At 54.1% G+C, this 26,174-nt stretch carries 17 protein-coding genes; 2 read left to right on the forward strand and 15 right to left on the reverse strand.

Translation table 11 applies throughout. The annotated features are described in order from the left end of the window. Positions 1-53 precede the first annotated feature (53 nt). The 3 genes from J2Z70_RS10145 to cymR all read right to left on the reverse strand — a co-directional run bounded on the left by J2Z70_RS10145 (position 54) and on the right by cymR (position 3,151). On the reverse strand, positions 54-1,871 hold the full coding sequence (locus tag J2Z70_RS10145) for a sensor histidine kinase (RefSeq protein WP_209872271.1): 1,818 nt from the start codon (positions 1,869-1,871) through the stop codon (positions 54-56). Continuing rightward, entirely contained in the window at positions 1,868-2,545 is a 678-nt protein-coding gene (locus J2Z70_RS10150) for a response regulator transcription factor (protein WP_209872273.1), read from the reverse strand. Before J2Z70_RS10150 ends, J2Z70_RS10145 begins: the two co-directional genes overlap by 4 nt. A 186-nt stretch (positions 2,546-2,731) precedes the next feature. Next, the gene (gene cymR / locus J2Z70_RS10155) at positions 2,732-3,151 is read right to left on the reverse strand and encodes a cysteine metabolism transcriptional regulator CymR (RefSeq protein ID WP_036732323.1); all 420 of its coding nucleotides are present in this window, start codon (positions 3,149-3,151) and stop codon (positions 2,732-2,734) included. Between the two features lie 276 nt (positions 3,152-3,427). Here cymR and mnmA point away from each other — a divergent pair, with 276 nt between their 5' ends. Continuing rightward, positions 3,428-4,549 (forward strand): tRNA 2-thiouridine(34) synthase MnmA, encoded by a 1,122-nt coding sequence (gene mnmA / locus J2Z70_RS10160; protein ID WP_036732325.1) that lies wholly within the window; start codon positions 3,428-3,430, stop codon positions 4,547-4,549. Between the two features lie 420 nt (positions 4,550-4,969). Here mnmA and J2Z70_RS10165 read toward each other — a convergent pair whose 3' ends face one another. The 4 genes from J2Z70_RS10165 to J2Z70_RS10180 all read right to left on the reverse strand — a co-directional run bounded on the left by J2Z70_RS10165 (position 4,970) and on the right by J2Z70_RS10180 (position 12,846). Next, positions 4,970-7,876 (reverse strand): glycoside hydrolase family 48 protein, encoded by a 2,907-nt coding sequence (locus J2Z70_RS10165; RefSeq protein WP_209872509.1) that lies wholly within the window; start codon positions 7,874-7,876, stop codon positions 4,970-4,972. A 30-nt stretch (positions 7,877-7,906) separates the two neighbouring features. Further along, complete coding sequence (locus J2Z70_RS10170; protein WP_209872276.1) at positions 7,907-10,642, reverse strand: glycoside hydrolase family 9 protein; 2,736 nt, start codon at positions 10,640-10,642, stop codon at positions 7,907-7,909. Between the two features lie 351 nt (positions 10,643-10,993). After that, entirely contained in the window at positions 10,994-12,298 is a 1,305-nt protein-coding gene (locus tag J2Z70_RS10175) for a replication-associated recombination protein A (protein ID WP_209872279.1), read from the reverse strand. A gap of 257 nt (positions 12,299-12,555) precedes the next feature. Then, positions 12,556-12,846, reverse strand: a complete 291-nt coding sequence (locus J2Z70_RS10180) for a CD3324 family protein (protein ID WP_036690524.1) — start codon at positions 12,844-12,846, stop codon at positions 12,556-12,558. A 610-nt stretch (positions 12,847-13,456) separates the two neighbouring features. Between J2Z70_RS10180 and J2Z70_RS10185 the strand changes: the two genes are divergently transcribed. Then, complete coding sequence (locus J2Z70_RS10185) at positions 13,457-15,472, forward strand: methyl-accepting chemotaxis protein (protein ID WP_209872282.1); 2,016 nt, start codon at positions 13,457-13,459, stop codon at positions 15,470-15,472. A gap of 456 nt (positions 15,473-15,928) precedes the next feature. On the opposite strand, the gene J2Z70_RS10190 is transcribed toward J2Z70_RS10185, so the two are convergent. The 8 genes from J2Z70_RS10190 to J2Z70_RS10225 form a co-directional block, all read right to left on the reverse strand. After that, on the reverse strand, positions 15,929-18,139 hold the full coding sequence (locus J2Z70_RS10190) for a HelD family protein (RefSeq protein ID WP_209872285.1): 2,211 nt from the start codon (positions 18,137-18,139) through the stop codon (positions 15,929-15,931). 203 nt (positions 18,140-18,342) lie between these two features. After that, positions 18,343-19,644, reverse strand: coding sequence for an NCS2 family permease (locus J2Z70_RS10195; RefSeq protein WP_209872288.1), 1,302 nt, complete (start codon positions 19,642-19,644; stop codon positions 18,343-18,345). 193 nt (positions 19,645-19,837) lie between these two features. After that, a complete protein-coding gene (locus J2Z70_RS10200) occupies positions 19,838-20,596 on the reverse strand; it encodes a tRNA threonylcarbamoyladenosine dehydratase (RefSeq protein ID WP_036732338.1) in 759 nt (252 codons plus the stop codon). A gap of 76 nt (positions 20,597-20,672) precedes the next feature. Further along, complete coding sequence (aspS, locus tag J2Z70_RS10205; RefSeq protein ID WP_036732340.1) at positions 20,673-22,451, reverse strand: aspartate--tRNA ligase; 1,779 nt, start codon at positions 22,449-22,451, stop codon at positions 20,673-20,675. Between the two features lie 50 nt (positions 22,452-22,501). Next, positions 22,502-23,761 (reverse strand): histidine--tRNA ligase, encoded by a 1,260-nt coding sequence (hisS, locus tag J2Z70_RS10210; RefSeq protein ID WP_209872291.1) that lies wholly within the window; start codon positions 23,759-23,761, stop codon positions 22,502-22,504. A 1,032-nt stretch (positions 23,762-24,793) separates the two neighbouring features. Continuing rightward, complete coding sequence (locus J2Z70_RS10215; RefSeq protein WP_209872294.1) at positions 24,794-25,255, reverse strand: hypothetical protein; 462 nt, start codon at positions 25,253-25,255, stop codon at positions 24,794-24,796. A gap of 59 nt (positions 25,256-25,314) precedes the next feature. Continuing rightward, the gene (locus J2Z70_RS10220) at positions 25,315-25,821 is read right to left on the reverse strand and encodes a type 1 glutamine amidotransferase domain-containing protein (protein ID WP_209872297.1); all 507 of its coding nucleotides are present in this window, start codon (positions 25,819-25,821) and stop codon (positions 25,315-25,317) included. A gap of 165 nt (positions 25,822-25,986) precedes the next feature. Then, on the reverse strand, positions 25,987-26,142 hold the full coding sequence (locus tag J2Z70_RS10225) for a hypothetical protein (RefSeq protein ID WP_209872300.1): 156 nt from the start codon (positions 26,140-26,142) through the stop codon (positions 25,987-25,989). Positions 26,143-26,174: the final 32 nt, after the last annotated feature.

Consider the following 26,174-nt stretch of genomic DNA (forward strand, 5'->3'; position numbering starts at 1 on the left):
AAAATAAAAAAAGAAAAAGCGCAGAACCAAGGTCTGCACTTTCTTCCGTATTGCTACGCCTTTTTATTCAATTGAAAATAAAACATCACTCCATCGGAGGTATTGTTCACACCGTAAGGTACACCATGCATCTCCAATATTTTCTTGGATATGGCTAGACCCAGCCCCGTCCCGCCGGTTGACCGGTGACGGGAGGTTTCACCGCGGTAGAAACGGTCCCAAATTTTCTGAAGCTGCTCGTCCGGGATATAGGCACCTTTATTTTCGATACAAATTTGAATGGTGTCCCTCTCCTCCACAGTGGTTACGGAAATAGATTCCTGCTCCGGCGTATACGAAATCGCGTTGGTAAGGAAATTGACAATGACCTGCTCTATACGACGCTCGTTCCCCTCGACTTGGGCTGGTATAAGTGAAGTGTGGAGAAGCAACTGCTTGGCCGCAAAATCCGGCGCTAATTTAGTGCATACCCGGTTGATGACAACATCGATATAGAATGAACCGGTGTCCATTTTATACGTACCCGATTCATATTTGGCCAATTCCAGCATATCGTCAATCAGCACATTCATCCGGCCGACCTCGTCTTCCATTGCCGCAAAATAATGCTCCCGCTTATGGCTGGCAACCCCGTCATTCAAAATGGCAAGGCAGCTCTGAATCACGCTTAACGGAGTCTTCAGCTCATGCGATACGCCGGCTATAAATTCTTTTCGCGTATGCTCCAGTTGCTTTTCTTTCTCAATATCCTGTTCAAGCTGGAGAATATGGGCGTGCAGGCGCTCGGAAAGCTCGTTAATGTTGCCCGACAAGTCTCCGATTTCATCCTTCGTGGTGACGGGAATTTTCTCCGAAAAATCGAGGTTTGCCATTTGCCGGGTGGTACGGCTGATACGCAGCAAAGGGCGGGCAATCTGGCGGGAGTAGTAAAACGATGCCAGCAGCACAAGCAGCAAGGCCGCAATAATGATATACACATAGTAGTCGTTGATGATCCCTGCGGCTTCATTAACCGGCTGCAGCGATGTCATCGCGAACAGGTATGCCGGATTTCCGTAGCGGTCCCGGGTACGGTCCACGATAATTTTGTAGTTCACGTGATTTTCTTCAACATCTATAACCTGTTTAGCGTTCGCGGCATCCTTCAAGTCACCGTATAATAGATCCGCCTGAAAAGCTTTGATGCGGTCCAGAAACAGGTGATTGGTGTAACGCGAGACCCCAGCCCCTTCCGGCACCCGGACTTTCGTAATCGTTCCTGTGACGAGAAAGGTGGAATATTGCTCACGATATTGGACCGCACCTAATCGGCCCAGTACCTCGTACTCTTTGCTCACCATCTGATGATTCTCCAGTCGGCTCTCATCTCTCAGATTGGCACGGTTCCTTCCCATCCGCTGGATCACTGGCTGATTGTTGATGATTAAGCCTTCCATGGCGATCATTCCCCCCTCTTCAATCCAGGGAGTGAGGAATGTTTGATTGCTGCTGAAGTCCTCTATGTTAATATAACTGTACAGAGGGATGGTTATCGTTGTATCAGCAAGCGCCGGTTCGTCCGAATGATCCAGCTTAATGTCCATGAAGAAATCGCCGGCAACCTTTATATTTCCGCGGGAGTCCAAAGCCGTGATCCAGGTGTTATGCTTTTGAAAAAAGTCTTGCTCCAGCTTGGCCATCTCCTGCGTGTTCGAGGCGTGCTTCAGATAATCTTGTTCATAAGCCTGAAGCGCAGCGTTAAGGTCCTTTATTTTCTGATGAACGTAGAACTGTTTAAAAAATACGGTCTGCAAGATGAAAATAACGGCGATCAGGAACAGGCACAATCCTGCTGTCAGCAGGAACAGTTTAAGCACAATCCCCTTTTTCATAGCTCTTCCTCAAATTTATATCCTGAACGCACAACCGTCACAATCTGCTTGGCATGCTCCCCCAGCTTGGAACGCAAATTGCGGATATGACTGTTAACCGTACGATCATCGCCCGCGAAATCATATCCCCAAATTTTCGTAATCAGCTGCTCTCTGCTGATAATGATCCCTTTGTTTTGCAGCAGATAGGCTAATATTTCGAATTCCGTATGCGTTAGATCAGAACTTGTGCCGTCAACCGAAACGGTCCGGGATGGAAAATGGATTGAAATGCCTCCGCCGGACACCGTGTCGCTTTCATGCTCATGCGTATGCCTGCTCTCGAGCAGCCGCTTGGCCCGTGCCAACAGAATGAGCGGGCGGTAAGGCTTGGTCACGTAGTCGTCAGCGCCAAGCTCGAACCCCAGCAATGTATCGTCCTCATCCGAACGGGCCGTCAATATGATAATCGGCACATTCGACGTCTTGCGGATTCGCCTGCATACGGACCATCCATCCAATTCCGGCAACATGATGTCCAGCAAAATCAAGTCCACCTCATGCTCCTGAAATAACGAGACCGCCTGCTTTCCGTCAATGGCTTCAATCACGCGATATCCCTCTTCCAGCAGATAATCCTTCATGATTTCACGTAAAATATCTTCATCTTCCACAATCAATATTGTTTTTGACATATGATAACCTCACCCTTTTTTGTAGAACCAGGAACATAAAACGCATAGAACTACCAAAGTATACAATAAGGTTACCCTATACAGATAAAGATCATATGCAGATGAACTGCAGATCAAATAAAAAGACAGCGAGATAAAAAAAAGATCCTCCCCAAGTTTCTTGAGAAGGACGATTTAAAGACATTTTTATATATAGAACATATAATTATCCGCCTGGCTCTCTTCCTTGAAGTTGATCAGGTCGGATAAGGTGGTGGAGTCGAGCACATCGGCGATGCTGTCGCGGATGCGCAGCCAGAGGTCGCGCTTGGCCGGGTCGTCTTCTTCGGTGAAGTCTACCGGGGAGATCGGGCCTTCCAGGACGCGGATGATATCTCCGGCGGTAATGGTGTTGGTCTCGCGGGACAGAATATAACCGCCGTAAGCTCCGCGGATGCTCTTCACCAGGCCTGCATTGCGCAGCGGGGCGATGAGCTGCTCCAGGTAATGCTCGGAGAGTCCGTTTTTCTCGGCGATGCTCTTAAGTGATGTAGGCCCCTCGCCGAATTTCAGGGCAAGCTCCATCATAATGGTTAATCCGTAACGTCCTTTGGTTGAGATTTTCAAAGGGGCACCTCTTTCGGTTTAGTTGCATATCAATGTATTCCGATGTCTGCTCTCAGCTTATGTTATCATATCTATGGACACATTTGAAACAGCAAACGGCAATAATTCACGATTTTGTTCTCCACTGGTGGACAAATTGTCAATTTCGGACCGTTTTTCGCTATATTTCATAGCAGTAGTGTCCTCGTTTGGGGTAGACAGGTATGTTATAATACACAATGAGCCGGGTGTTCAGTGAGAACGCCGGTATTTTGTGTACAGAAAATGGTGATCACGATGACAAAAGCTAATCAGGATATCCGGGTCGTCGTCGGGATGTCGGGCGGAGTGGATTCCTCTGTTACAGCGCTGCTGCTGAAGCAGCAGGGATATGACGTCATCGGCATCTTCATGAAGAATTGGGATGATACCGACGAGTTCGGCGTATGTACGGCCGAGACCGATGCCGAGGATGTGCGCCGCGTCTGCGAGCAGATCGATATTCCTTACTATACCGTTAATTTCGAGAAGGAATACTTTGATAAAGTCTTTTCCTATTTCCTTGAAGAATATAAGGCTGGCCGGACCCCGAATCCGGATGTGATGTGCAACCGCGAGATCAAGTTCGGCGAATTCCTGAACAAAGCACTGCAGCTTGGTGCAGATTATGTCGCTACGGGGCATTACGCCCGGGTCGTGGAAGAAGACGGCCTGTTCAAGCTGCTGCGCGGCGTGGACAACAACAAGGACCAGACGTATTTCCTAAATGCGCTGAACCAGTACCAGCTCTCGAAGGCCATGTTCCCGATCGGACATCTGCCGAAGCCGGAGGTACGCCGGATTGCCGAGGAAGCCGGACTCTATACCGCGAAGAAAAAAGACAGCACCGGCGTCTGCTTCATCGGAGAACGCAATTTCCGCGAATTCCTCAGCCAATACCTGCCTGCACAGTCAGGCAATATGGTCGATATCGCTACGGGCGAAGTGAAGGGCCGGCATGACGGCCTCATGTACTACACGCTGGGCCAGCGCCAGGGGCTTGGTATCGGCGGCTCCGGTACAGGAGAACCCTGGTTCGTGGCCGAGAAGGATCTGGCAAGCAATACCCTGTATGTGGTGCAAGGTGAGAAGCACATCAGCCTGTACTCGACCAGTCTTATAGCTTCAGGGGTGAACTGGATTGATCCGGACACCCTTGGTGATGAGCCGCTAAAATGTACGGCCAAGTTCCGCTACCGCCAGCCGGATCAGGGAGTTACGCTGACGAAGCAGGCCGATGGAACCGTCCATGTGGCCTTTGATGTTCAGCAAAAGGCGATTACGCCCGGACAAGCCGTGGTCTTCTATCTGGGCGAGACCTGTCTTGGCGGCGGAACCATCGAGACGGCCGACAAAGTCGCGCCGCTGGCGCAGGTCTGATTGCACCCCAGCCAGAGTTCCCCCTACTAAAGAAAAACTTTCTAACGGTTGAACAGTGCTGGTGCTGAGCCCATTGTGTTCGGTTTTCCGACTACATTTGGCCCATGCGCCTTCGCCCAGCATATTGTGTTCGGTTTTCCGACTACATTTGGCCCATGCGCCTTCGCCCAGCCCATTGTGTTCGGTTTTCCGACTACATTTGGCCCACGCGCCTTCGCCCAGCCCATTGTGTTCGGTTTTCCGACTACATTTGGCCCATGCGCCTTCGCCCAGCACATTGTGTTCGGTTTTTCGATTACATGTTTCTTATTTCGTTCAAAAAAGAACCTTCAACACCACAGCGCGTGGAGTTGAAGGTTCTTCGTCATTGATGGGTCAGGACACGGAGTCACGCCGGGGCTGACTCACAAGGCTTCAGCCTTATTGCGGCTGAACGCCCCAGACCAGCACACCGTTCAGATACAGCGGCACCCGGTTCCAGTCTGTGAAAGACGTTTTGGTTGCATCATAGGAGTAATCGTCAGCCTCATTGTAATTGCTCCAGTCGGTCTTGTTAACGCGCAGTTGAATCTCGCCGGTATTCGCACCCGGAGCAAGACTGCCCGCGCCCGCACTAAAGGAAATCTCCACATAGTGGTCCGCTCCTGTAACTGCAGGCTCAAGCTTCACGAAGCTGCCCAGCACATTGCTGCCGCCGAGAGCCGCATAATCGACATTGAACTGCTGTGCCCGCTCGCCGTCAATCGTGTAGTAATACCGTACCTTAACCTTGCTGAGGTCTACCGCTGTGGTCCCGTTATTGACAATCCGCAGCTGCGGACGGAACTGCGGGTCTGTGGCGTTCGTATCCGTTGTACGGTATTGAACAACCAGATTCCCTACGGCAGGCGTAGCGGTTGGTGCGACTGTCGGTGTAGCCGTTGGCACTGTTGTCGGCGTAGCCGTTGGTGCGACTGTCGGTGTAGCGGTTGGCACTGTTGTCGGTGTAGCTGTCGGTGCGACTGTCGGTGTGGCTGTCGGTGTGGCTGTCGGTGTGGCTGTTGGCACTGTTGTCGGTGTAGCCGTTGGCGTGGTTGTAGGGGTAGCTGTTGGCATAGGGCCACTGCCGTTATTAATCAGCCGGTCATACTCGGCATAGGCCGTAGCCATGTCCACCTGAGACCAGAAGCGGTGATAGGTGAACTCAGGTGCGCCACCCTCCCAAGTCTTGGTGGTTTTGTTGTAGGAGGTATTGTATTTGTCTTCAAGATAACTCCACTTGGGATCATTTTTGATATCCGGGAGAATATCGGTGTAGCTCGCATACACTCCGTTTCCACCCTTGGCCGGATCAGAAGGTACGGTAGCGTTGCCCGGTATGGTATTTCCTTGGCCGAAGGTACCTGTCCAGCCCGCTGGGAAGTATACCTCTTTGGTGAAGAAACGGAAATAATCCGCACGCTTCTCAAGTGTCGTAATGCCCACCCCGTCATTGTAGCCCCAGGCCGTATCCAGCAAGGATTTGGCCAATTGTGAAGCGGTTCCGCCGAGCGCAGTATTGTTGCCATGCTCTGCTTTGTTCCCTGCCGCGAAGAAGGTGAGGGCTTTGATATAGCTGCCCAGTACGCCGGTATCCTGCCCCGGGTCTTTGGTCACTGCCTTCAGGCTGCTGTTACCGTTAAAAGAGCTGAAGCTGCTCCAGGTATTCGGCTGGCCGGACCACTCCACATTGCCTGGAAGCCAGAACTCGCCAGGTGCGGGAACAGTGGCAACCTGCGCATTGGTTCCGCCCAGAATCCGGTTGCCCTGCTGATCCAGATAATAGCCCGCAGCATCCGATACCGGACGGCTGTCTGCAAAGACATAATCCTTGGACCAGTTAATCCAGTTCTCAATGACCCGTTTGGCCATTTTGAAATTGTCTGAGCTGGTATCCCCGCTGGAAGCCAGGATGTAGTACAGCTCAGCCATCCGCTCCATACTCCAGGACTGCATCCCGAACCAGTTGTTGGACGGCGGGTCATGATACACAGGGGCCTCTTCGTAGGCCATGCCGTAGAAGGTGCTTTTGCCGGCCGGATAAGCGCTATACGAGCCGCCGTAGCTGTTGGTGGCCCCGCCCGCAATCGCCCCTTCGGCGGATTGCAGCCAGTTGTAGAATTCAAGCTGGCGGGTCAGTGATTTGCCCCAGTCCGTTCCGGCTGTCGCCGAAGACGGAATCAACCCTCCGGCTGCGGTGGACAGCGCATAGGCTGCAACCACATTCTGATACCCCTGGTGCGCATGGCTGGCGCCAATTCTCCAGGCCCAGTCCCCGCCGGTTCCGAGACCACCGCCCCAGGCCGTATACCAGGCCAGCAGGTATTGGCTGGAATCCTTACCGGTTCCCGGCTGCGGCGAACCGTTAGCAGCACTGCCGATCTTTTGGAAATACTTGTCGTACATGCCGTAACGCAGGAAATCGCCCATTTTTTTGGCTTTGTTCAGATAGACCGTATTGGTATAGCCAAGATCCTTAGCCCAATACATGGCTTGCACAGCGCGTGCATCGGCATCCGTAGCGTTAGTGTAACGCCATTGTGCTGAAGGTACGCTATTTTCCTTGGTGAACAGGCTCATAAAGCCTTCATTGGCTTTACCGAACGTCTTGTTATCCTGTGAGGGGTGGCCTACTGCTTCCCAGACCGATTCCTGCACTCCGCGCTGGAAGGTGTTCACATAACTGGCGGTATGGTTAGGGTTCAGCAGGTTGCCGAAGCCATACCAGTTGTCCACATCCACCAGCCAGTGCATCAGATAAGTCTGGTTATTGCCATAGGTGGACTTCAGCTCTGCATCGAGCGGGTCCTTCCCTGGGGTATACTTGCCGTTCAGCGCGCTTGGATACTGATCCGGCTGAGGGAGCTCCGAGGCGTAGGTGGCCGGGCTGTTCGGGTTGTAGCTGCTCATGGTCGGCTGCTCCTGCACGCCGTCGCCTTCATTAATCGGAATAATGTATTTCTCCATGTTGTCCCAGGCTGATTCGAGCTTGCTCCAGTCCCCGGTGTTATGGCCGTACAGCACTTCAAGCCACATCCAGTAGCTATAGGCCTCGGAGGTAGTCATATGCCCATAGTTGGGCGCCTCGCTGAGCAGGGTCTCTACCGCATGATACGGGATGCCTTCAGCCGAGAAATACCCGCTGGCCGGGTCCTTCAGCTGGTCATACAATTGCAGGAATCTGGTCTTCTCCACCGATTCCGCCTTGGCGGTTCCTGGATGGAAATTGATGATCCCGCTGGTGAGAGACAAGGTGAGGACAGCACTCAGCGCGATAGAAAGCGGTTTCTTAAATGAACTTAGCTTCATCATTTCGGCATACTTCCTCTCTGGTATGGTTTAGGGTTCGAGGCCCCAGACAAGTGTTCCTGCACGGTACAGCGTGACTTTATCCCAATCCGCGAAGCTTGCTTGGCTTCCTCCATACGAATAGTCATTGCTCTCATTGTAATTGGTCCAATCCGACTTGTTGAAGCGTACTTGGATCTCCCCGCTGTCTGCTCCCGGAGCCAAACTTCCTGCCCCTGCGGCAAAAGAAATCTCCAAATACGAATCAGCCAGTGCCACAGGCGTACTCAGCTTCCCAAAGGTTCCGCTCACATTGCCGCTGCCGACTTGGGCGTAATCACAGTGGAATTCCTGCGGCTTGTCCCCGTCCACGGTGTAATAATAGCGCAGCTTCAGGCCGCTGAGCGGAATGGCCTCGGTTCCCGTATTGACAATCCGGAACTGGCTGCGGATCTGGGAATCCCCGGGACTTGTGTCATTGGTGCGGTACTGCACACGCAGAGCGCCGGCAGGCACAGTAATCTCGCGCGGCTTGGCAGTCACCTGGGCAGACGCTGTACTCTCGCCTACACTGTTCGTTGCAGTCACCACATAATAATAGTCCACACCATTGGTCAGCCCGCTGTCATTGTAGACCGCTGCGGTTGCCGTACCCACTGTAGTGTACGGTCCGCCGCTCACCAGAGAGCGCTTGACCGTATAACTGGAAGCGCCGCTGACCGGAGTCCAGCTCAAGGCTACGCTGGCATTGCCGGGCACGGCCTGAAGGCCGGACGGACGGGCCGGAACCTGCGGTTCACCCGGTGTTCCGCCGCCGGAAGGCAGCTCGCCGTACACTTTTACACCTGCATCGTATACCGGGATATACGGGTTCTTCGTTGCCGCTGAAGCATTCGCAGCCACTCCCTTGAAGGAGAAGTCATTGCTGTTGTCCCAGAAGGTAGTATTCAGCGGTCCTGCAATCCGGAACTGTACTTCCTTGCGGTAAGCAGACTGTCCGCCCGGATAGATCGGGGTGCCGGAGAAATCTACTTTGGTATAGTAGATATGGTTCGCTTCATCGTAAGGCAGCAGCTGCGAGACGGTGGCTCCCTGGTTATAGCCGCCTGCCTTGACGGTGATATCGCCGGGGCCATATCCTGCGGCAACAGCCTCACTGATGTCCAGATAGTAGTTGAAGGACAGCTGGCTGCTGGAGCGGGCAGGCCATGCCGAACGGTTATTGAGAACCGCGCGGATCTCCACAAAATTGCTGCCGCTGGCATTCACAGAAGTCTCCGTGAACATCTCATCCTCACGCGTTTCGGCCGGCGGGAAGTTCGCAAGCGGGCTCTGCCCCTGCCCGTGGAGCATCATCATTCGGGCCAGAGAGCCGGTAAAGGCTGAATTGTAATCGGTTGCAACTTCATTAGACACATAATCGCTGATCGCATCGGTGTAAGCATCGGTCTTGGAGGGGCCGCCAACGAGCGCGCCGTAGAGCACATGCCGGTGGTTGGCCGGAGTGGTCTGGCTGTCGCTCCAGGAGCCGTGTGAGGTGCGGTGGTGAGGATGCTCAGGTGCATTCGCGCCGAATCCGATGACATAGCTGCTGCTCCGCGGATTATCGCCCAGCATATAGTTAATCTGCCGCTCGGCGAAGGTCTGTGCGGTATTTTTTTTCACCGGATCAGTAACCCAGTCTGCATAGACAAAAGCAAGAAAAGCATGGTTGGCTGCATACCGCAGCGCCCCCCATTGATCCAGATGGGCCAGCCCGCCTGGAGTATACGCTACCCGGTCAGAGGTGCCGTTCACCCCGGTCGTCCAGAACTGCATATTGCGTTCCGTGGACTGGATAAACTTCGGGTCCTCAGTGATGCGGGACAGCAGGAGCTGCGCACCATAATGCTTGTCATCCCAGGATTGGGTCCATTGGTAGCCCCAGTCACCAGCCTGGTTGGTGCCCCACAGATCACTGGCGGCAATCGCCTTATCGAGATAGGTCTGCTCACCGGTCGCCAGGTATAGCCAGATACCGCCCCAGCTTAACTCATCCGCGTAACTACTCCACGAATTGTAATACTGCTTGGCGTCAGTGATGGTATCGGAGTAAGCTCCCCGGTACGTATCGGCAAAATTGTATAATTGCTTGGCATGCAGCAGGAGCTTGTCCGCATAGGCGGCATCTGAATCCCTGAAAATAATGGAAGCCGAGGCAAGGGCGGCGGCAGTCTCACCAGCCAGGTCCGAGCCGGGATGTGCAGCATCAATCTTGTAAGCCGGGCGCGCCATAGGCATGACCTCCGCCGGTCCCCACCAGTTATGGTCCGCCGTGCCGTTACCCACCTGGCCCCACAGCTCATTCGGCGCAGTATGCGCTTTCACAAAATAGTCTGTGGCCCAGCGGATATTGTCCAGAATCTCATCCAGCTGCCCGGACTGCACGTAACCATCCTTGTATTCATAGACCGACCATGCCAGCATAGTCGCGGTGTACGCCATCGGAAATCCGAATTTGACATGATCCCCTGCGTCATACCAGCCACCCGTCAGGTCATGGCCGACATCAGCACCATCCTGCAGCCCCGAGTCGCCTCTCCATTCCACGCGGTTGTCCGCCGGCAGCTCACCCGAACGCTGGGCCTCGTAGAAATAGATCGATTTCTGCAGTGCCTCTGCATAATTAAATCCGGCGGTTGCCGCTTCGGTGACAGACGGGCGGACAGCCGTCCCTGAACCAATAGTGAAGGCTAACATCAGGCTTAGTGAAGCGATACAGCCGGTCTTCCGTTTACTTTGACTCATCCTTACTCATCTCCCTTCGTTTTCTTGCTTGTTCAGTCCTTCAGGACTCAGGCACGCACAAATACCTCCCCAGTGTCCATAATTAGACATAGTATTTGAGCACGTTCCATTTACCACCTCCATATTACAAATTAAGGTAAAATACCCTTACCTACACATATACCACATACAGTAAATTAATTCTATATATTTACATTATATTTTTCTGAGAATACCGGTTTTTTTGTCAAAATATTTCCATTTTTATCATATTTACAGCGTCAAAAAGAGCAGCCTCCTCCGGTTATGGAGAATGGCTGCTCTCTGTTTGTAAAAATCTATAATTGGCTGGAGCGAACTATCATCGAAGCCCTATTGCCCACGCCGCAGCTGCTGGTTATGGCGGATCTTCGCCTCGTTGCCCTGCTCGGTGGCCTGATAGAAGATCTTGCGGGAGATGGCCTTCGGCAGATAGTCCTGCTTCACATAATGGCCGGGAAAATTATGCGGGTACTGGTAGCCCTCATGGCCCAGCTGGGCCGCGCCTTTGTAATGCGTATCCCGCAAATGCAGCGGCACCTCAGCCGACTTCAGATCCTCCAAGCTGTTCATGACATTCGCGATAGCGGTCACTACCCCGTCTGATTTTGGGCTCTCTACGGCGAACAGAATCGCCTGCGCGATATTCAGCTTCGCCTCCGGCCAGCCGTTATTACGGTAGGCATCCAGCGCACTGACCGCCTGGACCATCGCCTGCGGGTTCGCCAGGCCGATATCCTCACTGCTGGCCGCGATCAGGCGGCGGATGAAGGTCATCGGGTCCATTCCCAGCTTCTCCACCGCGTAGAGGAACCAGAACAGGGCGGCGTCGCTGGAACCGCGAATGCTTTTGTGAAAAGCGGACAGCACATCGTACTGTGTTGACTCGTCCGCTTTGACAATCGGGCGGCGGATCGACTCCTCCGCTACCTCCAGCGTAATATGCACGCTGCCGTCACGCTCCGGCGCCGTAGTCATCGCCGCCAGCTCCAGAGCATTCAAGGCCCGGCGGATATCGCCGTTCGCCATCGCGGCGATATGCAGCAGCGCATCTTCGTCGGCCTTCAGATCCATGAAGCCGAGGCCCCGCTGATCGTCAGCAAGCGCCCGCTTCATCGCAATCAGGCTATGCCCGCTGGTCAGGGACTCCAGCTGGAACAAGGTCGAGCGGCTCATCAAGGCCCCGTTCACATAATGGAACGGATTCTCTGTGGTCGCACCGATGAAGGTAATCGTCCCCTTCTCCACGGCCGGCAGCAGCGCATCCTGGCGGGAGCTGTTGAAGCGGTGTACCTCGTCCAGGAACAGAATCGTCTTCGAGCCGTACAGCGCCTTATTGCTCTGTGCGCGTTCAATGACCTCCCGCACATCCTTAACCGAAGCCTCCACCGCATTCAGCCGCACGAATTCACCTTGGGTGTGATGCGATATGATATGGGCCAGAGTGGTTTTGCCGCAGCCCGGAGGCCCGTACAGCAGGATCGAAGAGACCTGGTCCGCTTCAATCGCTCTGCGCAGCAGCTTGCCCTTGCCTACAATATGCTCCTGTCCGATATATTCATCCAGATTGCCGGGCCGCATCCGGTCTGCAAGCAGCCGTCCGCTCCCGTTGTCTTCACCCTGCGAGAATAAATCCATCCTTACACTTCCTTGCTATCATCTAAGATTTCAATAGAATACATACACTTCTCCTATCATACCATACCTGTCCCAAACGCAAGTAGAAACGGCTTTGCCGTCCTTTTAAAGGACGGTACCGTTTCAGCGAGAAATAGAAGGATAAGTTATCGTGTGCAACCTATAAATTCTTTTATTTTTAAAAAGAGCATGACCCCGCCGCCACCGGCGGGAGCCATGCTCTTTGTTCTATAATTAGAACTCATATCCGTTCCAGACTAGCGGTTCATCGCCAGCCGCGTTTGCCGCATTTTTGAAATGATCTTGCGGATGCTTTCTTCGGATAAGTGATATCTCTTCTGCAGCTCGTTCACCGAGCAGCCGCTGCTGTGACTACAGAAGATCTCTTCGTTGCGGGCAGCAATCTCTTGCCGGGAGCCGCTGTTCTCGCCCCATCTTACCCGTTCTTCCGCTTTCTTCGGGATGTATAACAGCTCACCCTGTATGTAACCCTGCAGCTCTTCGAGCAGCCCCGGGGGGAGCACATCCTTTCCATTGACGTAACTCACGTTCAATTTCCTCCTTCAACAGGTGTATTCCGTTCAGTCCGATCACTGTACTGTTCTGAATAATCATTCCACCTGCCTCCTTTCTTCTCCTCAAATTTGGTAAATCACCTAAATTCATTATATTAAACCCTACGGTTATCGTCTACATTCATTATGGATCAGCGGTCTGTCAGTGGTTGGTCAGTGTCATTCTTTATATTGTAGTAACCGGAATTACATATCCGCTCGTGTTCGCTCATTATACATAAGGAGGCCTCGCGGCCTCCCGTTTAACAGGTCTCCGTCTTAGACGGAAACCACCTCGTATTCTGAAAACATATCTTCAGCCTCCTTCCAGAAGTAATCTTGCCCGGCCGGACACTTATTATTAAGCCACAGGCCGCCCCGGGTTACAAGTTCAAGAATAGTTATAATCGTTCTCCACCTGAAGGCTGGCACGCGAACTCTTTTGGAAAGAGGGAGAATTGCAGAAATATTGGAGTACATTTTTTGACGAAAAACTAATTATTTAGTCGATCCCTGTCGAAATATATATTAAAATATCTAGTTACTTCGAGATATGGAAATAAATTTTAACGTCCATCCATTCAGAAATTCAGGAGGAACTTCCATGCCAACACCGAAAAACCCCCTAAAGCGCCTATTCCGTATCACGAAGCTCAGAACTGAACTGATGCTGCTTATCATTACAGCTATTGTACTGCCCTCGCTGGCTCTGGTGGCCATATCGACACAAACCTCAGAATCGGCTCTGCGCTCCAAAATGGAAGACACCACACGCTCCAGCATCCACCTCCTGGATAAAACACTGTCGCAGCTGATTCTGCTGGAGAGCGCCGGAGTGAATGAACTGGCATACGAGATGAGCAGCGCGGGGCTAACAAACAATTCTCCACAGCTGCGCAAGCTGATCGACAACTTCAAGCTGGAGCATCCTGAGGTAGATATCGTGGCGATAGGCAACGAGGACGGGAAATACATGTTCGCGCCGGATTCCAAGCTGGACAATTATGATCCCCGTATACGCGACTGGTACATAGATGCACTTAAGACCCCGGAGACAACATCGGTGATCGATCCCATTTTCTCCAAAGTAACGAACAGCTACATTCTGCCGATCTCCAAGGCTTTTCCGGACGGCAAGGGGGCTGTTACGATCAGCATCAGCATGAAGGAGCTTATGGAGCTGGCGAAGAATGTCAGTCTGGGCGATAGCGGATATGTCTTCATCCTGGACGGCAATAACAAGGTGATCTACCACCCTGCCATGGAGATTGCATCGGAAGCCACAGGCGCAATGACAGCAGGAATTAAGCAGGGACCGGCGGGTAAAATCTCCTACAAGGATGCTGCAGCCGATACGCAAATGGACGGATACTACATTACCAATGAGCTGACCGGCTTCACCTTGGCCGGAGTGCTTCCAGAGAGTGAATATACGAAGGCGGTCTACCCGATTCTGTACAAATCAGCTATCGTTCTCGTGGTTGCGCTACTGCTTGCTGCAGTAATTACCTTCCTGATTATCCGCCGGATTACCGGGGCGGTGGAACGCCTGAACCGTTCGGCCAAGCGGGTAAGCGAAGGTTATCTGGATGAATTCGTCCAGACCAGCCGCAGGGACGAGATCGGTCAGCTTGCCGGCAATTATAATGAAATGGTCTCTTCGCTGCGCACCATGGTGCAGGAGGTTGCCGAGACCTCCGGCCAGCTCGCCGCTGCCAGTGAACAGCTCACAGCCAGCACGGCCGAGAACAGCAAGGCAGTCGAGTATGTGACGGAGCTGGTGGAGGAATCCACCCGGGGCGTAGAGACCCAGGCGTATGCTTCCGCCGAAGTCGCTACAACGATGGAGGAGATGTCCACCGGTATCCAAAAAATCGCCTCCGCTTCAGAGTCAATTGTGAGCGCCGCTATACTTACGGAAACGGATGTCTCCACCGGCAGCGCCAGAATGGAGCAGGTCGGAGAGCAGATGAAGACGATCCGCGAATCGGTGCAGCAGTCCGGCACCCTGATCGCTGAGCTTAACGGCTTAAGTGCCAGAGTGGCTGAGACCAGCACGGCGATCTCCGCCATTGCCAAGCAGACCAATCTCCTGTCGCTGAATGCCGGCATTGAGGCGGCCCGGGCCGGTGAACACGGCCGAGGATTCGCCGTAGTGGCGGGTGAAGTGCGCAAGCTCTCGGAGGCTACGAATAGCAGTGCCGGGCAGATTCAGGAGACCATCTCCGAGATGGTGGGCCTGATCGCCAGCGCTTATGATGTGATGAAGCATAAGGTGGCAGAGGATGTGGAGCAGGGCATGGCGCTTACCCTGGAGGCGGGCGAAGCCTTCCGGCAGATTGAGCAGTCCACCCGGCAGGTCGGCGAGCAGATCCATGAGGTGTCGGCCATTACGGAGCAAATGTCGGCCAGCAGCTCCCAAGTAGCCGCCTCCGTTCAGGAGATGGCCACCATCGCCCGGGCGGCGCTCGACTCCTTCCAGAGCGTAACCGCAGCTACCGAGGAGCAGCTTGCTTCGATGGAGGAGATCACCTCCTCCGCTGCGGCACTCTCCGGTATGGCTGCGGACATGCAGGGACAGGTGGAGCGCTTCCAGTTCGATGCGAAGGACAAGGCTTAAAAATACAGAACCGCCCAAAATACAAAGCAGCGATCCTCCAATAAAGGAAAATCGCTGCTTTTTCTCTTCAATCAGGGGAACTCCGCCTGTCATTACGGACAGAGGGGCGCTTATTTCGGATGAAGGTCATGATTTGGCAAATTTACGGACACCACGGCCCTTATCAGCCGATATTCCGCCCATAAGCATCGCTTACAGAGACAATAAAAGCGCTCCGGTCCGTTACTTCCCAAAAAGTGGCGTTTTCCTGAGAATAAGGGCGCTACGGTCCGGAAAGAGCCCGACTTGCCTTTGCGCTTATTGACGCATCGGTGGTTCGGCGATTCGGCGGTTTTGGCGGCGCATCGGTGCTTCCGCGGCTCTGTTTCGCTACATCGCCGGATCCGTTGTACCGGATCATAGCCGGATCGCCGCTGGTTCGGTTTCCCGTGGCCGCTTGGCGCTGCCTCTCTGGACCTATTGCTGCTCAAGCTCCGGCCAGCCGGAGACGCTCTCCTCTGCGTTCAGTTGAACGTAAGGCGGCAATTCGCCGCCCCGCAGCAGCCATAGCTCATGCAGGGCACGTGTGCAGCCCACATACATCAGCTTCGCATCCCAGGCCGCCGCTCCATAATGGGCGCTGTCTGCGTCTGCCAGAATGACGGCATCGAACTCCAGTCCCTTTGACAAGTAGACGGGGAGAACCGACAATCCGCCGCGATATTCCGTGATGCTGCCGTCAATCAGATGAAGATCCTCGAACTGCGTGGCGAGCTCAGCGTACAGTAGAGAGGCTTCCCGCAGGCTGCGGGTCAATACCGCCACCGTGCGGTATTCGCGCCCGGAGAGCTGCGCCAGCGCGCTCTTGACCGCGCTGAGCCGCTGATCCGCCGATGCAGCCGCCGCCGCTCCCGGCAGCACATCCGCCTCATAGGAGATCAGCCGCACAGGATTCCCGCTGCGGAAGACCGGCACAGCCAGCAGCTCGCTGCCGACGCCCGCAGACAGAATGCCATTGGCAAACTCGATGATCTCCATCGTTGAGCGGTAGCTTCGGGTTAGTGCATGGTATGCGGTGTATTCTTCGGCAAACAGCGTCTGCATCTCTCTCCAGGCATGTACTCCCTTGTAGGCGTGAATGCCCTGCGACAGGTCACCCAGAATGGTGAAGGAATGCCCCTTCACATACAGATCCAGTACGGCAATCTGGAACGGGGAGAAATCCTGCGCTTCATCAATCACGATATGGTCAAAGCGTTCCGTACCCTCATTGCCGTTCAGCAGATAATGGATATAGAGCAGCGGAGGAAGATCCTCCTCGCGCAGAATCCCCTTCTTCAGCTCTTTGACGGTCTCCTTCAGCACGGCTGGCGGAATCTCCTCCGGTGCTGCCGCCGGCCAGTCCTCCGGCACTTTCGCCGCCCGGAAGATCTGCTTGTAGATGGCGAGCGGCTCGTATTTCGGCCACTTGGCGCTGTAGGCCTTCTCGCGGGCCGCGCCCTTCTTCTTGCGCTCCTTCAGCGCAGCCGCTGAAGGGCTCTTCTTCAGCTCCATCTCGATCCAGCGGTGAAGCCGCGCCATGACGCGCTCCTTGCGCTTCGCCGGAGGATACGGTGCGTATTCCTCATTGTGCCAGCGCAGAATCACCTGGCGGCTCAGCACCGCCCCGTCCCAAGGACTGAAATCGCCCTCCGGCACAGCACTGGTCTCCAGCAGCTTGACGCTGGATTCAATGACGCTCATCAGCACCGTTGAGCCTTTGAAGCGCCCGGGGGTCTCTTCCGTGATGGCCGGCATTGCTCCCGCCGTCTCGAACCAGCGGCTCATGACCTCCGAAGCATCCTGCTCCGGCAGCGTGACATCAAGCACTCCGGCCGCCCAGTCCGGGAACGTGCTCTGGGCAATATTGCCGACGCCCAGCTCCGGCAGCACATCCGAAATATAGTCCAGGAACATGCGGTTCGGGGCGAAAATAATCATTTTCTCCGCCGAGACCTGCTCCTTGTATTGATACAATAAGAACGCCAGCCGGTGCAGCGCAACGGTGGTCTTGCCGCTTCCTGCGACCCCCTGGATGATCAGCGCCGTATTCTTGGCCGCCCGGATAATCTTGTCCTGCTCCTCCTGAATCGTGGAGACGATGTCCCGCAGCCGGTTATCCTTGTTTTCCCCCAGCCGGTAGACCAGGAATTCATCCGATACCGCCGGTGCGTCGCTGTCACGGTTATACGTATCCGCCACCCGCTCCAGGATTTGCTTCCGGATCACCACGTTGCGCTTGAGATAGACCAGCCCTTCGATCAGCCCCTCCGGCGCTTCATACGAGGCGGCTTCCGTTCCTCCGGTAAAAGAATAGAACAGGCTTGCCACCGGGGCCCGCCAGTCAATGACAAGCGGACGGTCGCTTACCTGCTCGCGGTCTACGCCGATTTTACCGATATAGAGTGCCTTGCGGTCTTCCTCGTCATTGCCCTGAAAATCAAGCCGTCCGAAATAAGGCTCCTGCCTAAGCTTGGCAAGATCTTTGCGCTTCTGTTCCCTTGAATCCTCCAGCACCTGCTCGGTATAATCGTGTCCTGTATACACCGGTGTTGAACGCAATCGCTCAAGGGTGGAGTCAATCTCTGTCAGCACGTGGTTCAGCCTGTCTTCTTCCTCTTGATAGGCACTTTGAAAGTTGTCTTCCAATTTCAGTTACCTCCTAAAAGTTATGCGGGCATTCGCTTCCTGAATCACTTCGAGCATAACTCGCTTCGGAAGCATGCACCTTAAGTTGTGTGAGCTGTCCATCTTATCACAACAGGATAGGGAAAGCCATATATTTCTAGCCGCTGCCTAAGCTGCGGATAAGCAGAAAGGAGAAGCAGCCCTTCCCCCTTCCGCCTTTGCTGTTAGCCCATCAGCGCATGCAGCACGAAGTTCGCAATGAACAGTCCGGCAATACCATACAAGGCAGGAGGAACCTCCTTGCCTTTGCCGGTAGCCAGCTTCACCAGCGGATAGGTGATGAAGCCAAACGCCATGCCGTCCACGATGCTGTAGGTGAAGGGAATCATCACCATGACCAGGAACGCCGGAAACAGCTCCGTCATGTCGCCGAGATCCATCTCGCGCACACTCTGCACCATCAGCCCGCCGATCACGATCAGAATCGGCGCAATCGCGCTGTCCGGCACATAAGCCAGCAGCGGGATGAACAGGAAGGTCGCGCCGAACAGCAGGCCGGTGACGAGTGAAGTTAAGCCGGAGCGTCCCCCTGCCGCAATCCCGGCGGTGGATTCGGCAGCGGCGACCACCGGGCTGCTGCCGAACAGACCTGCCGCGATGTTGGCGAGCGAGAGCGCCCGCAGACTGCTTTTGAAGCGTTCCGGGCGTCCTGCCATCAGTGTCTGGGAAGCGATCAGGCCGATATTCTCAAACACCACAATCAGCAGCAGCAGGAAGACGGCAATCCAGAAGACGAGGCTGACGAATCCGCCCCAGTCCATACTGGCGAACACGCTGCCATAACCGCTGAACACATGTCCCGGCTCGGTATTCTTCGGCGCATGAGCGGCCCCCAGCAGATAGGCAAGCCCTGTGCCCACGAGCATACTGATCAGCAGACCGCCGCGTGTGCCGCGGATGAACAGCACCAGCGCCAGCAGCAGCGTCACCACCGAGGTAATGACCGCAGGATCACTGAAATGCCCGATGGCGACGAAGGTGGTGGCGTGAGCAATGACAATCCCGCTTTTTTGCAGGCCGATGAAGGTCAGGAACAGTCCGATGCCAACCGTGATCGCATGCTGCAGATTATGGGGAATCGCATCGCTGAGAATGCGGTAGAGCGAGGTGAAGGCCACAATGGCAAACAGCACCCCGGTCACCACTACCACGGCCAGCGCCTCACGCCAGTCCAGCTTCATGGAATGCACCAGCGTATAGGTGAAAAAGGCATTGATCCCCATGCCCGGGACCACAATAATCGGCGTTTTGCCGCCAAACGCCATGAGCAGGCAGCCTGTGATGGCTGTCAGCAGCGTGGCAACCATCCCGGCCCGCAGCGGCATGCCTGCATCTGCCAGGATCGCCGCGTTAACCATTACAATATATACCGAAGCGAAATACGACAGAATGCCGGCCGCCCATTCCTGCTTCCAGTTATCGCCCGGCTCCATTCCCACACTATTCCGCCAAATATTCGACTTCATGTAACAACCTCCACTTAAGTTCTTCTCATAGGATGTCAAGTATCTCTCCACAAAACATACCGTAAAAATATCCCCGCAAAGTGAGGGTTTGCTTCGATGCTTACTCAGGTACTTTGCGGGGGGCCCCAAAACATACCGTAATAAAAGGGCATATAGCCGGAAGCCGGCTACACACCCTTTTACCTGATAGAATTCATTCAAATGTAATGCCGCCCGTTTCGAGCAAATCCCGTACCGTTACACTGACCATAATCAGGCCGACTACAGGGGGGACAAAAGAAGTACTGGCCGGAGGCTGCTTCGCCTTGCGCCGATCCGGCGCATTCGCAGGCACAATCTGCTCCGTCACATCTTCGCGCGGCTTCACAGGCTTCTCGGTAGAGAAGACCACCTTCACGCCCTTCTTGATGCCTTCCTTACGCAGTCTGGTGCGGATCACCCGGGCAATCGGGTCCATGGTAGTCTTGGAGATGTCGGCGACCTGGAAGCGGGTCGGGTCCATCTTGTTGGCCGCGCCCATGCTGGAGATCAGCGGGATCTTCCGGGCCAGACATTCCTTGATCAGGTGAATCTTATAGATAATCGTATCCGAAGCGTCAATCACATAGTCCAGCTTGTATTTGAACAGCTCCTCATACGTCTCTTCGGTGTAGAACATATTCAGCGCAATCGCTTCGCAATCCGGATTAATCAGCTTGATGCGGTCCACCATCAGATCGGTTTTGTTCTGGCCGATGGTCGTGGTCAGCGCATGAAGCTGGCGGTTGATGTTGGTAATATCGACCGAATCCTTATCAATCAGGATAATGCGGCCGATTCCGGTCCGGGCCAACGCTTCCGCTGCCATAGCGCCAACTCCGCCGATCCCCAGCACAGCTACTGTGCTGTTCTTCATGATCGCCAGGCCTTCCGGCCCGATCGCCAGCTCCGTACGCGAGAACTGATTCAGCATGATGTCAGCCTCCTTGGGCAAGGCTTCCGGGACGTCCCTCTGCTCTCCTGGAGCGCCCCGTCAGTCCATAGTTAATTTATTTCTTTTCTTTCTCCGGTTTCGGTGCCAGCTTGATGTGCAGCTGCTCCAGTTGTCCGGCATCCACCGGGGATGGGGCATCCATCAGCAGGTCCGTTGCACTTGCTGTCTTAGGGAAGGCAATGGTCTCACGCAGGTTCGTGCGGCCCGCCAGCAGCATAATCAGACGGTCGAAGCCAAACGCGATGCCGCCATGCGGAGGCGTGCCGTATTCAAAGGCATCCATCAGATAGCCGAATTTCTCATAGGCCAGCTCCTGCGAGAAGCCGAGTGCATTGAACATTTTCTCCTGAACTTCACGCTTGTAGATACGCTGGGAACCGCCGCCCACCTCGTAGCCGTTAAGCACCAGGTCATACGCCTGTGCACGGATGGCGCCAGGATCGGTATCGAAGAGATGCAGGTCTTCGTCCATCGGACGTGTGAACGGGTGATGCTCAGCCACATAACGCTTCTGGTCCTCATCGTAGCCGAGAAGCGGGAATTCCGTTACCCAGGCGAATTTGAACACACTGTCGTCGATCAGACCAAGCTGGCGGCCGATCTTCAGACGCAAGGCGCCAAGTACATCGGCTACCACCTTCTTGGTATCCGCGGAGAACAGCAGCAGGTCGCCTTCTTCGGCACCTGTGCGCTCCTTCACGGCAGCGATTTCTTCCTCGGAGAAGAACTTCACAATCGGTCCCTTGAACTCGCCGTCTTTGACCTGAATCCAGGCCAGACCCTTGGCGCCGTAGCGTGCAGCGTATGGTCCAAGATCGTCAATCTCCTTACGTGTCCAGGTGCCACAGCCCTTGGCGTTCAGACATTTCACTTCTCCGCCCTTCTCGATTACGGAAGCAAATACCTTCACGCCGCTCTCAGCAACGATATCATTCATCTCTACCAGCTCCAGGCCAAACCGCAGGTCCGGCTTGTCCGAGCCGTATTTGCCGATCGCTTCGGCATAGGTCAGCCGCTGGAACGGTGCGGATACCTCAACCCCAACCGTCTCCTTCAGCAGGCGCTGCATGAGCTTCTCCATCATCGACAGCAGCTCATCCTGCGGCATGAACGAGGTCTCGATATCGAACTGCGTAAATTCCGGCTGGCGGTCAGCACGCAGATCCTCATCACGGAAGCAGCGGGCCATCTGGTAATAACGCTCGATGCCGCCGACCATCAGCAGCTGCTTGTAGATCTGCGGTGACTGTGGAAGCGCGAAGAATTCCCCTTCATGCACACGGCTTGGCACGAGATAGTCACGTGCGCCTTCCGGCGAGCTTTTGGTCAGGATCGGCGTTTCCACATCGATAAAGCCTTCGTTGTCGAGGAAATCGCGGAAGATCTTCGCTGCCTTGGAACGGAGCAGCAGCGTCTTGTGCATCTCCGGACGGCGCAGATCCAGGTAACGGTATTTCATACGCAGGGATTCGTCTACTTCCACTCCGTCTTCGATGAAGAATGGAGGCGTCTTGGCTGCATTCAGCACTTCGATGTCTGTAATCTGCACTTCGATCTCACCGGTCGGCAGGTTGCGGTTAACGGTCTCCTCATCGCGCTTAACCACCGTACCTGTCACGGACAGCACGTATTCACTGCGGACCTTATCGGCAATCTGCAGCGCTTCTCCGGAATAGTCAGGGTTGAATACAATCTGTACAATCCCTGTCCGGTCGCGCAGATCAATGAACAGCACCCCTCCAAGGTCACGGCGGGTCTGCACCCAACCGTTCAATGTTACTGTCTCACCGATGCTCGCTGTCGTTAATTGTCCACAGTTATGGCTTCTGGTCATCTTTTATCCTACCCCTTCATGATTAAAATTACATATACTTGCCTTTTCGCCTAATTCTGAATCAGCGCCTCTGCCAGTTCGTCCAGCTTCACAGTCCGCTGCTCGCCGGTCTCCATCGACTTCAGTGCGATGACGCCGCTATTCAGCTCGTCTTCACCCAGAATCGCCGTATACCGGGATGACATACGGTCCGCCGACTTCATCTGCGCCTTCATCTTGCGTCCCAGGTAATCGCGCTCCGCAGAGAATCCAAGACTGCGCAGACGGAACAGCTGCTTCGTGATCTCCAGATCTGCTGCTTCACCTAATGCGACGAAGTACACATCCAGCGGCTTCGCCGCTTCCAGCTCCACACCCTGATTCTCCAGAATCAGCAGAATCCGCTCCAGTCCAATCCCGAACCCGATGCCCGGCTGATCCGGTCCGCCGATCTCCTCGACCAGACCATTGTACCGGCCGCCGCCGCCCACCGTGTCGATGGAGCCAATGCCTGCCGCTTTATACTCAAACGCTGTATGCGTGTAATAATCAAGGCCGCGCACCAGGCGGGGGTTGATGCTGTACTCCACACCCATCACATCCAGGTGCCCCTTCACCTTGGCAAAATGCTCTGTACACTCTTCATCCAGACTGTCCAGAATAGAAGGCGCTCCGCCGAACTTGTCCTGATCAACCTTGCAGTCCAGCACGCGCAGCGGATTGCGTTCCATCCGCCGCTGGCAGTCGCTGCACAGGCTCTCTCTCATCGGTCTCAGGAAATCCAGCAGCTTCTCGCGGTAAGCCGCACGGCTTGGCGCATTGCCGACCGAGTTCAGCTCTACCCGCACATCCTTCAGCCCCAGATCAATGTAGAACTGGTATCCAAGCGAGATGACTTCAGCATCAATCGCCGGGTCCACCGCGCCGAAGGCTTCGATGCCGAACTGATGGAACTGGCGGTATCTGCCGGCCTGCGGACGCTCATAACGGAACATCGGTCCGATGTAATACAGCTTGCTGACATCCGGCTCCCCGTACAGCTTGTTCTGGACATACGCGCGTACCACGCCTGCTGTCCCTTCGGGACGAAGCGCCAGATCGCGGTCGCCCTTATCCTTGAAGGTATACATCTCACCTTCTACAATATCCGTTGTTTCGCCGACTCCGCGCTCGAACAGCCCGGTGTGCTCGAACAGCGGGGTGCGAATTTCCCGGTAATTGAAGCGGCGGCACAGCTCTCTGGCCTTAGCCTCCACAACCTGCCATTTCTCTACTGCACCCGGCAGCACATCCTGTGTACCTGTTGGTTTCTCGAATCTTTCTTTAGCCACAGTCTATCCCTCCTGAAAATAACCCCTTAAAACAGCAAAAAACCCCTCATCCCTGTTCAATTACAAACAGGGACGAGGGATTATCATAACCAATAATTCACCCGTGGTACCACCCACATTCCGGGCTTAGCAACTTGCTCTGCGTAAGCTCCGCTCTAAGCGGTTAACGCCCGCCTACGCGCAATCGGCTACTGACTGTAGGCAATCCTGCTGCCTGCGTTCGCCGTGCGTTCTCGGGGAGGTCATTCGTCCGTTCATCAACAGAATCCTTACAGCCTTGCGGATCAGCGTGCGGTCCTCCTTACCTGGACGACAGCCATGATCTGCGGGATTCCTCTCTGGGGTTGTGGGTTACGGATTACTTGGTCCCGTCATCAAAACAATATAAACTTACCGTATACTGTTAGATTCTACTGAACCACTGCGCTAAAGTCAAGGATTGAATAAAATAAGCTGCCACCAGCGTTCCTTCCGCCAAGTGGACAGAGATTCCGCTATTGCGGCAAAAACTCAACATTCTCAGCTTAAGCGGACTCAGATTCCGTTATGTGCCTACATCTGCCTCGTTAATCGCGCAAATCAACCTAATAACGGAATGTCAGTCCGCGTCTGCCTCAAAATGACGGTTCTTGGACAAATAGGCGCTTCTCAGTCCGCCTCACTCTGCTGGCACTCACTCTAATGACACTCCATGTTGCTTATAATCCCCTAAAAACAAAAAAGTGACCTGCAGCCGATTGCTGCAGGTCCATCATCATATATTATAAAAAAGGGGGTCATGCTTCTATTATAAACACGCTATATTAAGGAATCATGAATGTAGTGTTACAGTTGCATTACAGAAAAGAAAGCGTTTCACCAAGCCGTCCACATCCCCGCTGTCATGCTAATCCATAGGTTACACCATCCCCCAGTTCCTGTCTAGATCTATGACGCTGTCCTCGCCTTTATTCTGCATATAAAACAGCTCCAACCTCTCCATAACGGAGGGCTGGAGCTGAAATGTATCCCGGCGGGATACCGCGGTCCCTTTTAATCAAAAATCTCCACATAGGCCTGCTTGCCGCGCAGAACCTCTACAACCTCGTTGTAATGATTCTCGGCTACCTTGAGATCCATAACATAATGCAAGTGCTCCAGGTCACTGCTTGTCAGCTCTTGCCCTCTATGCACTTCGCCCTCCGTGCGTAATTCATCGGCGCGTACTTCATCCGTACGTTTCAGATCATCCTCTGCCGCAACTGCCGGGACAATGGCCGCCCCGGACCCCATACCTGTTGCACCTCCGGCAGCGTAAACGCCTCCGGCACCTGTTGAAGCGGTATTGGTGGAGCCCAGCGGTATTAGAATGTTGCGCCGGTTATTTACTCCATTATCCAAAGGATCCGTTAAAGCCGATACCTCAATCCCCTCTACACCGTAAGGAATCAAAGAAGTCTTAGCACCTTCCGCTGCATCTTCTGTACTGAAATAGGCTTGGATTCTTCTAGTCATTGTAAATCCCTCCCATAAAGTTGTATTATGCCAAACGGGTTATGCATGTATTTCTTGTATTACAACACCTTAAGCAGCTCACGCACAAAAGCGGGCTCATCCTTGGGTGTGCGTGAAGTAATGTAATTGCCGTCTACGACGACCTCTTCATCCTTGAACTCCGCACCGGCATTGATCAGATCATCCTTCAGCGGCGGATAGGAGGTAAGCGTGCGGCCTTGCAGCAATTCAGCGCTGATCAGAATCTGCGGGCCGTGGCAGATTGCGGCAATCGGCTTGCCTGCACGGTCAGCATCCTTCACGAATTGCAGAATATCCGGGTCAAGACGAAGATTCTCCGGCGAAGATCCGCCCGGAATGACTATCGCATCATACTCTGCGGCTGTGACCTCGCTGATCGCTTTATCCGATGTATAGGATACGCTTCCTTTTTTGCCGAGCAGGGTCTCATTTTTCTTCAGACCGATGATTTCTGCCTGATGTCCTGCCTGTAATACTCCTTCGTAAGGAACCTTCATTTCAGAATCTTCAAAGTCATTGGCGAGCAGAAAAGCTACTTTACTCATGAGATCCATATCTCCTCTCTAAGGCTGCTGTCGTCTCGTCAATCTATTACCCTCATTCCCCCGCTTTATAACGAAGCCTAAGCAGTTCCAGTAAATTCTGTTTCGTGAAACCTATACATTCTTATATTCTCAAAAAAATCCACTCCCCGCATACCTTCGCTCCAGTTAGGTACGCGGCAAAAGACCGCGGCCTCTACGCTGGAGTCCCTGCGGTTCCTTCGGGTCCCCGGCTTCCTTGGCTGTCGCTGAGGCTTCGGTCATCGACCCGGCCACGTGGGCCTGAATCATGTTCCACATCCATGCTTTTGGTGCTTGTCTCATTCTGCTTGCTCCCCGCACTTGAATAATGGTGC

Source organism: Paenibacillus silagei, from assembly GCF_017874735.1.
Lineage (GTDB): Bacteria > Bacillota > Bacilli > Paenibacillales > Paenibacillaceae > Paenibacillus_AQ > Paenibacillus_AQ silagei.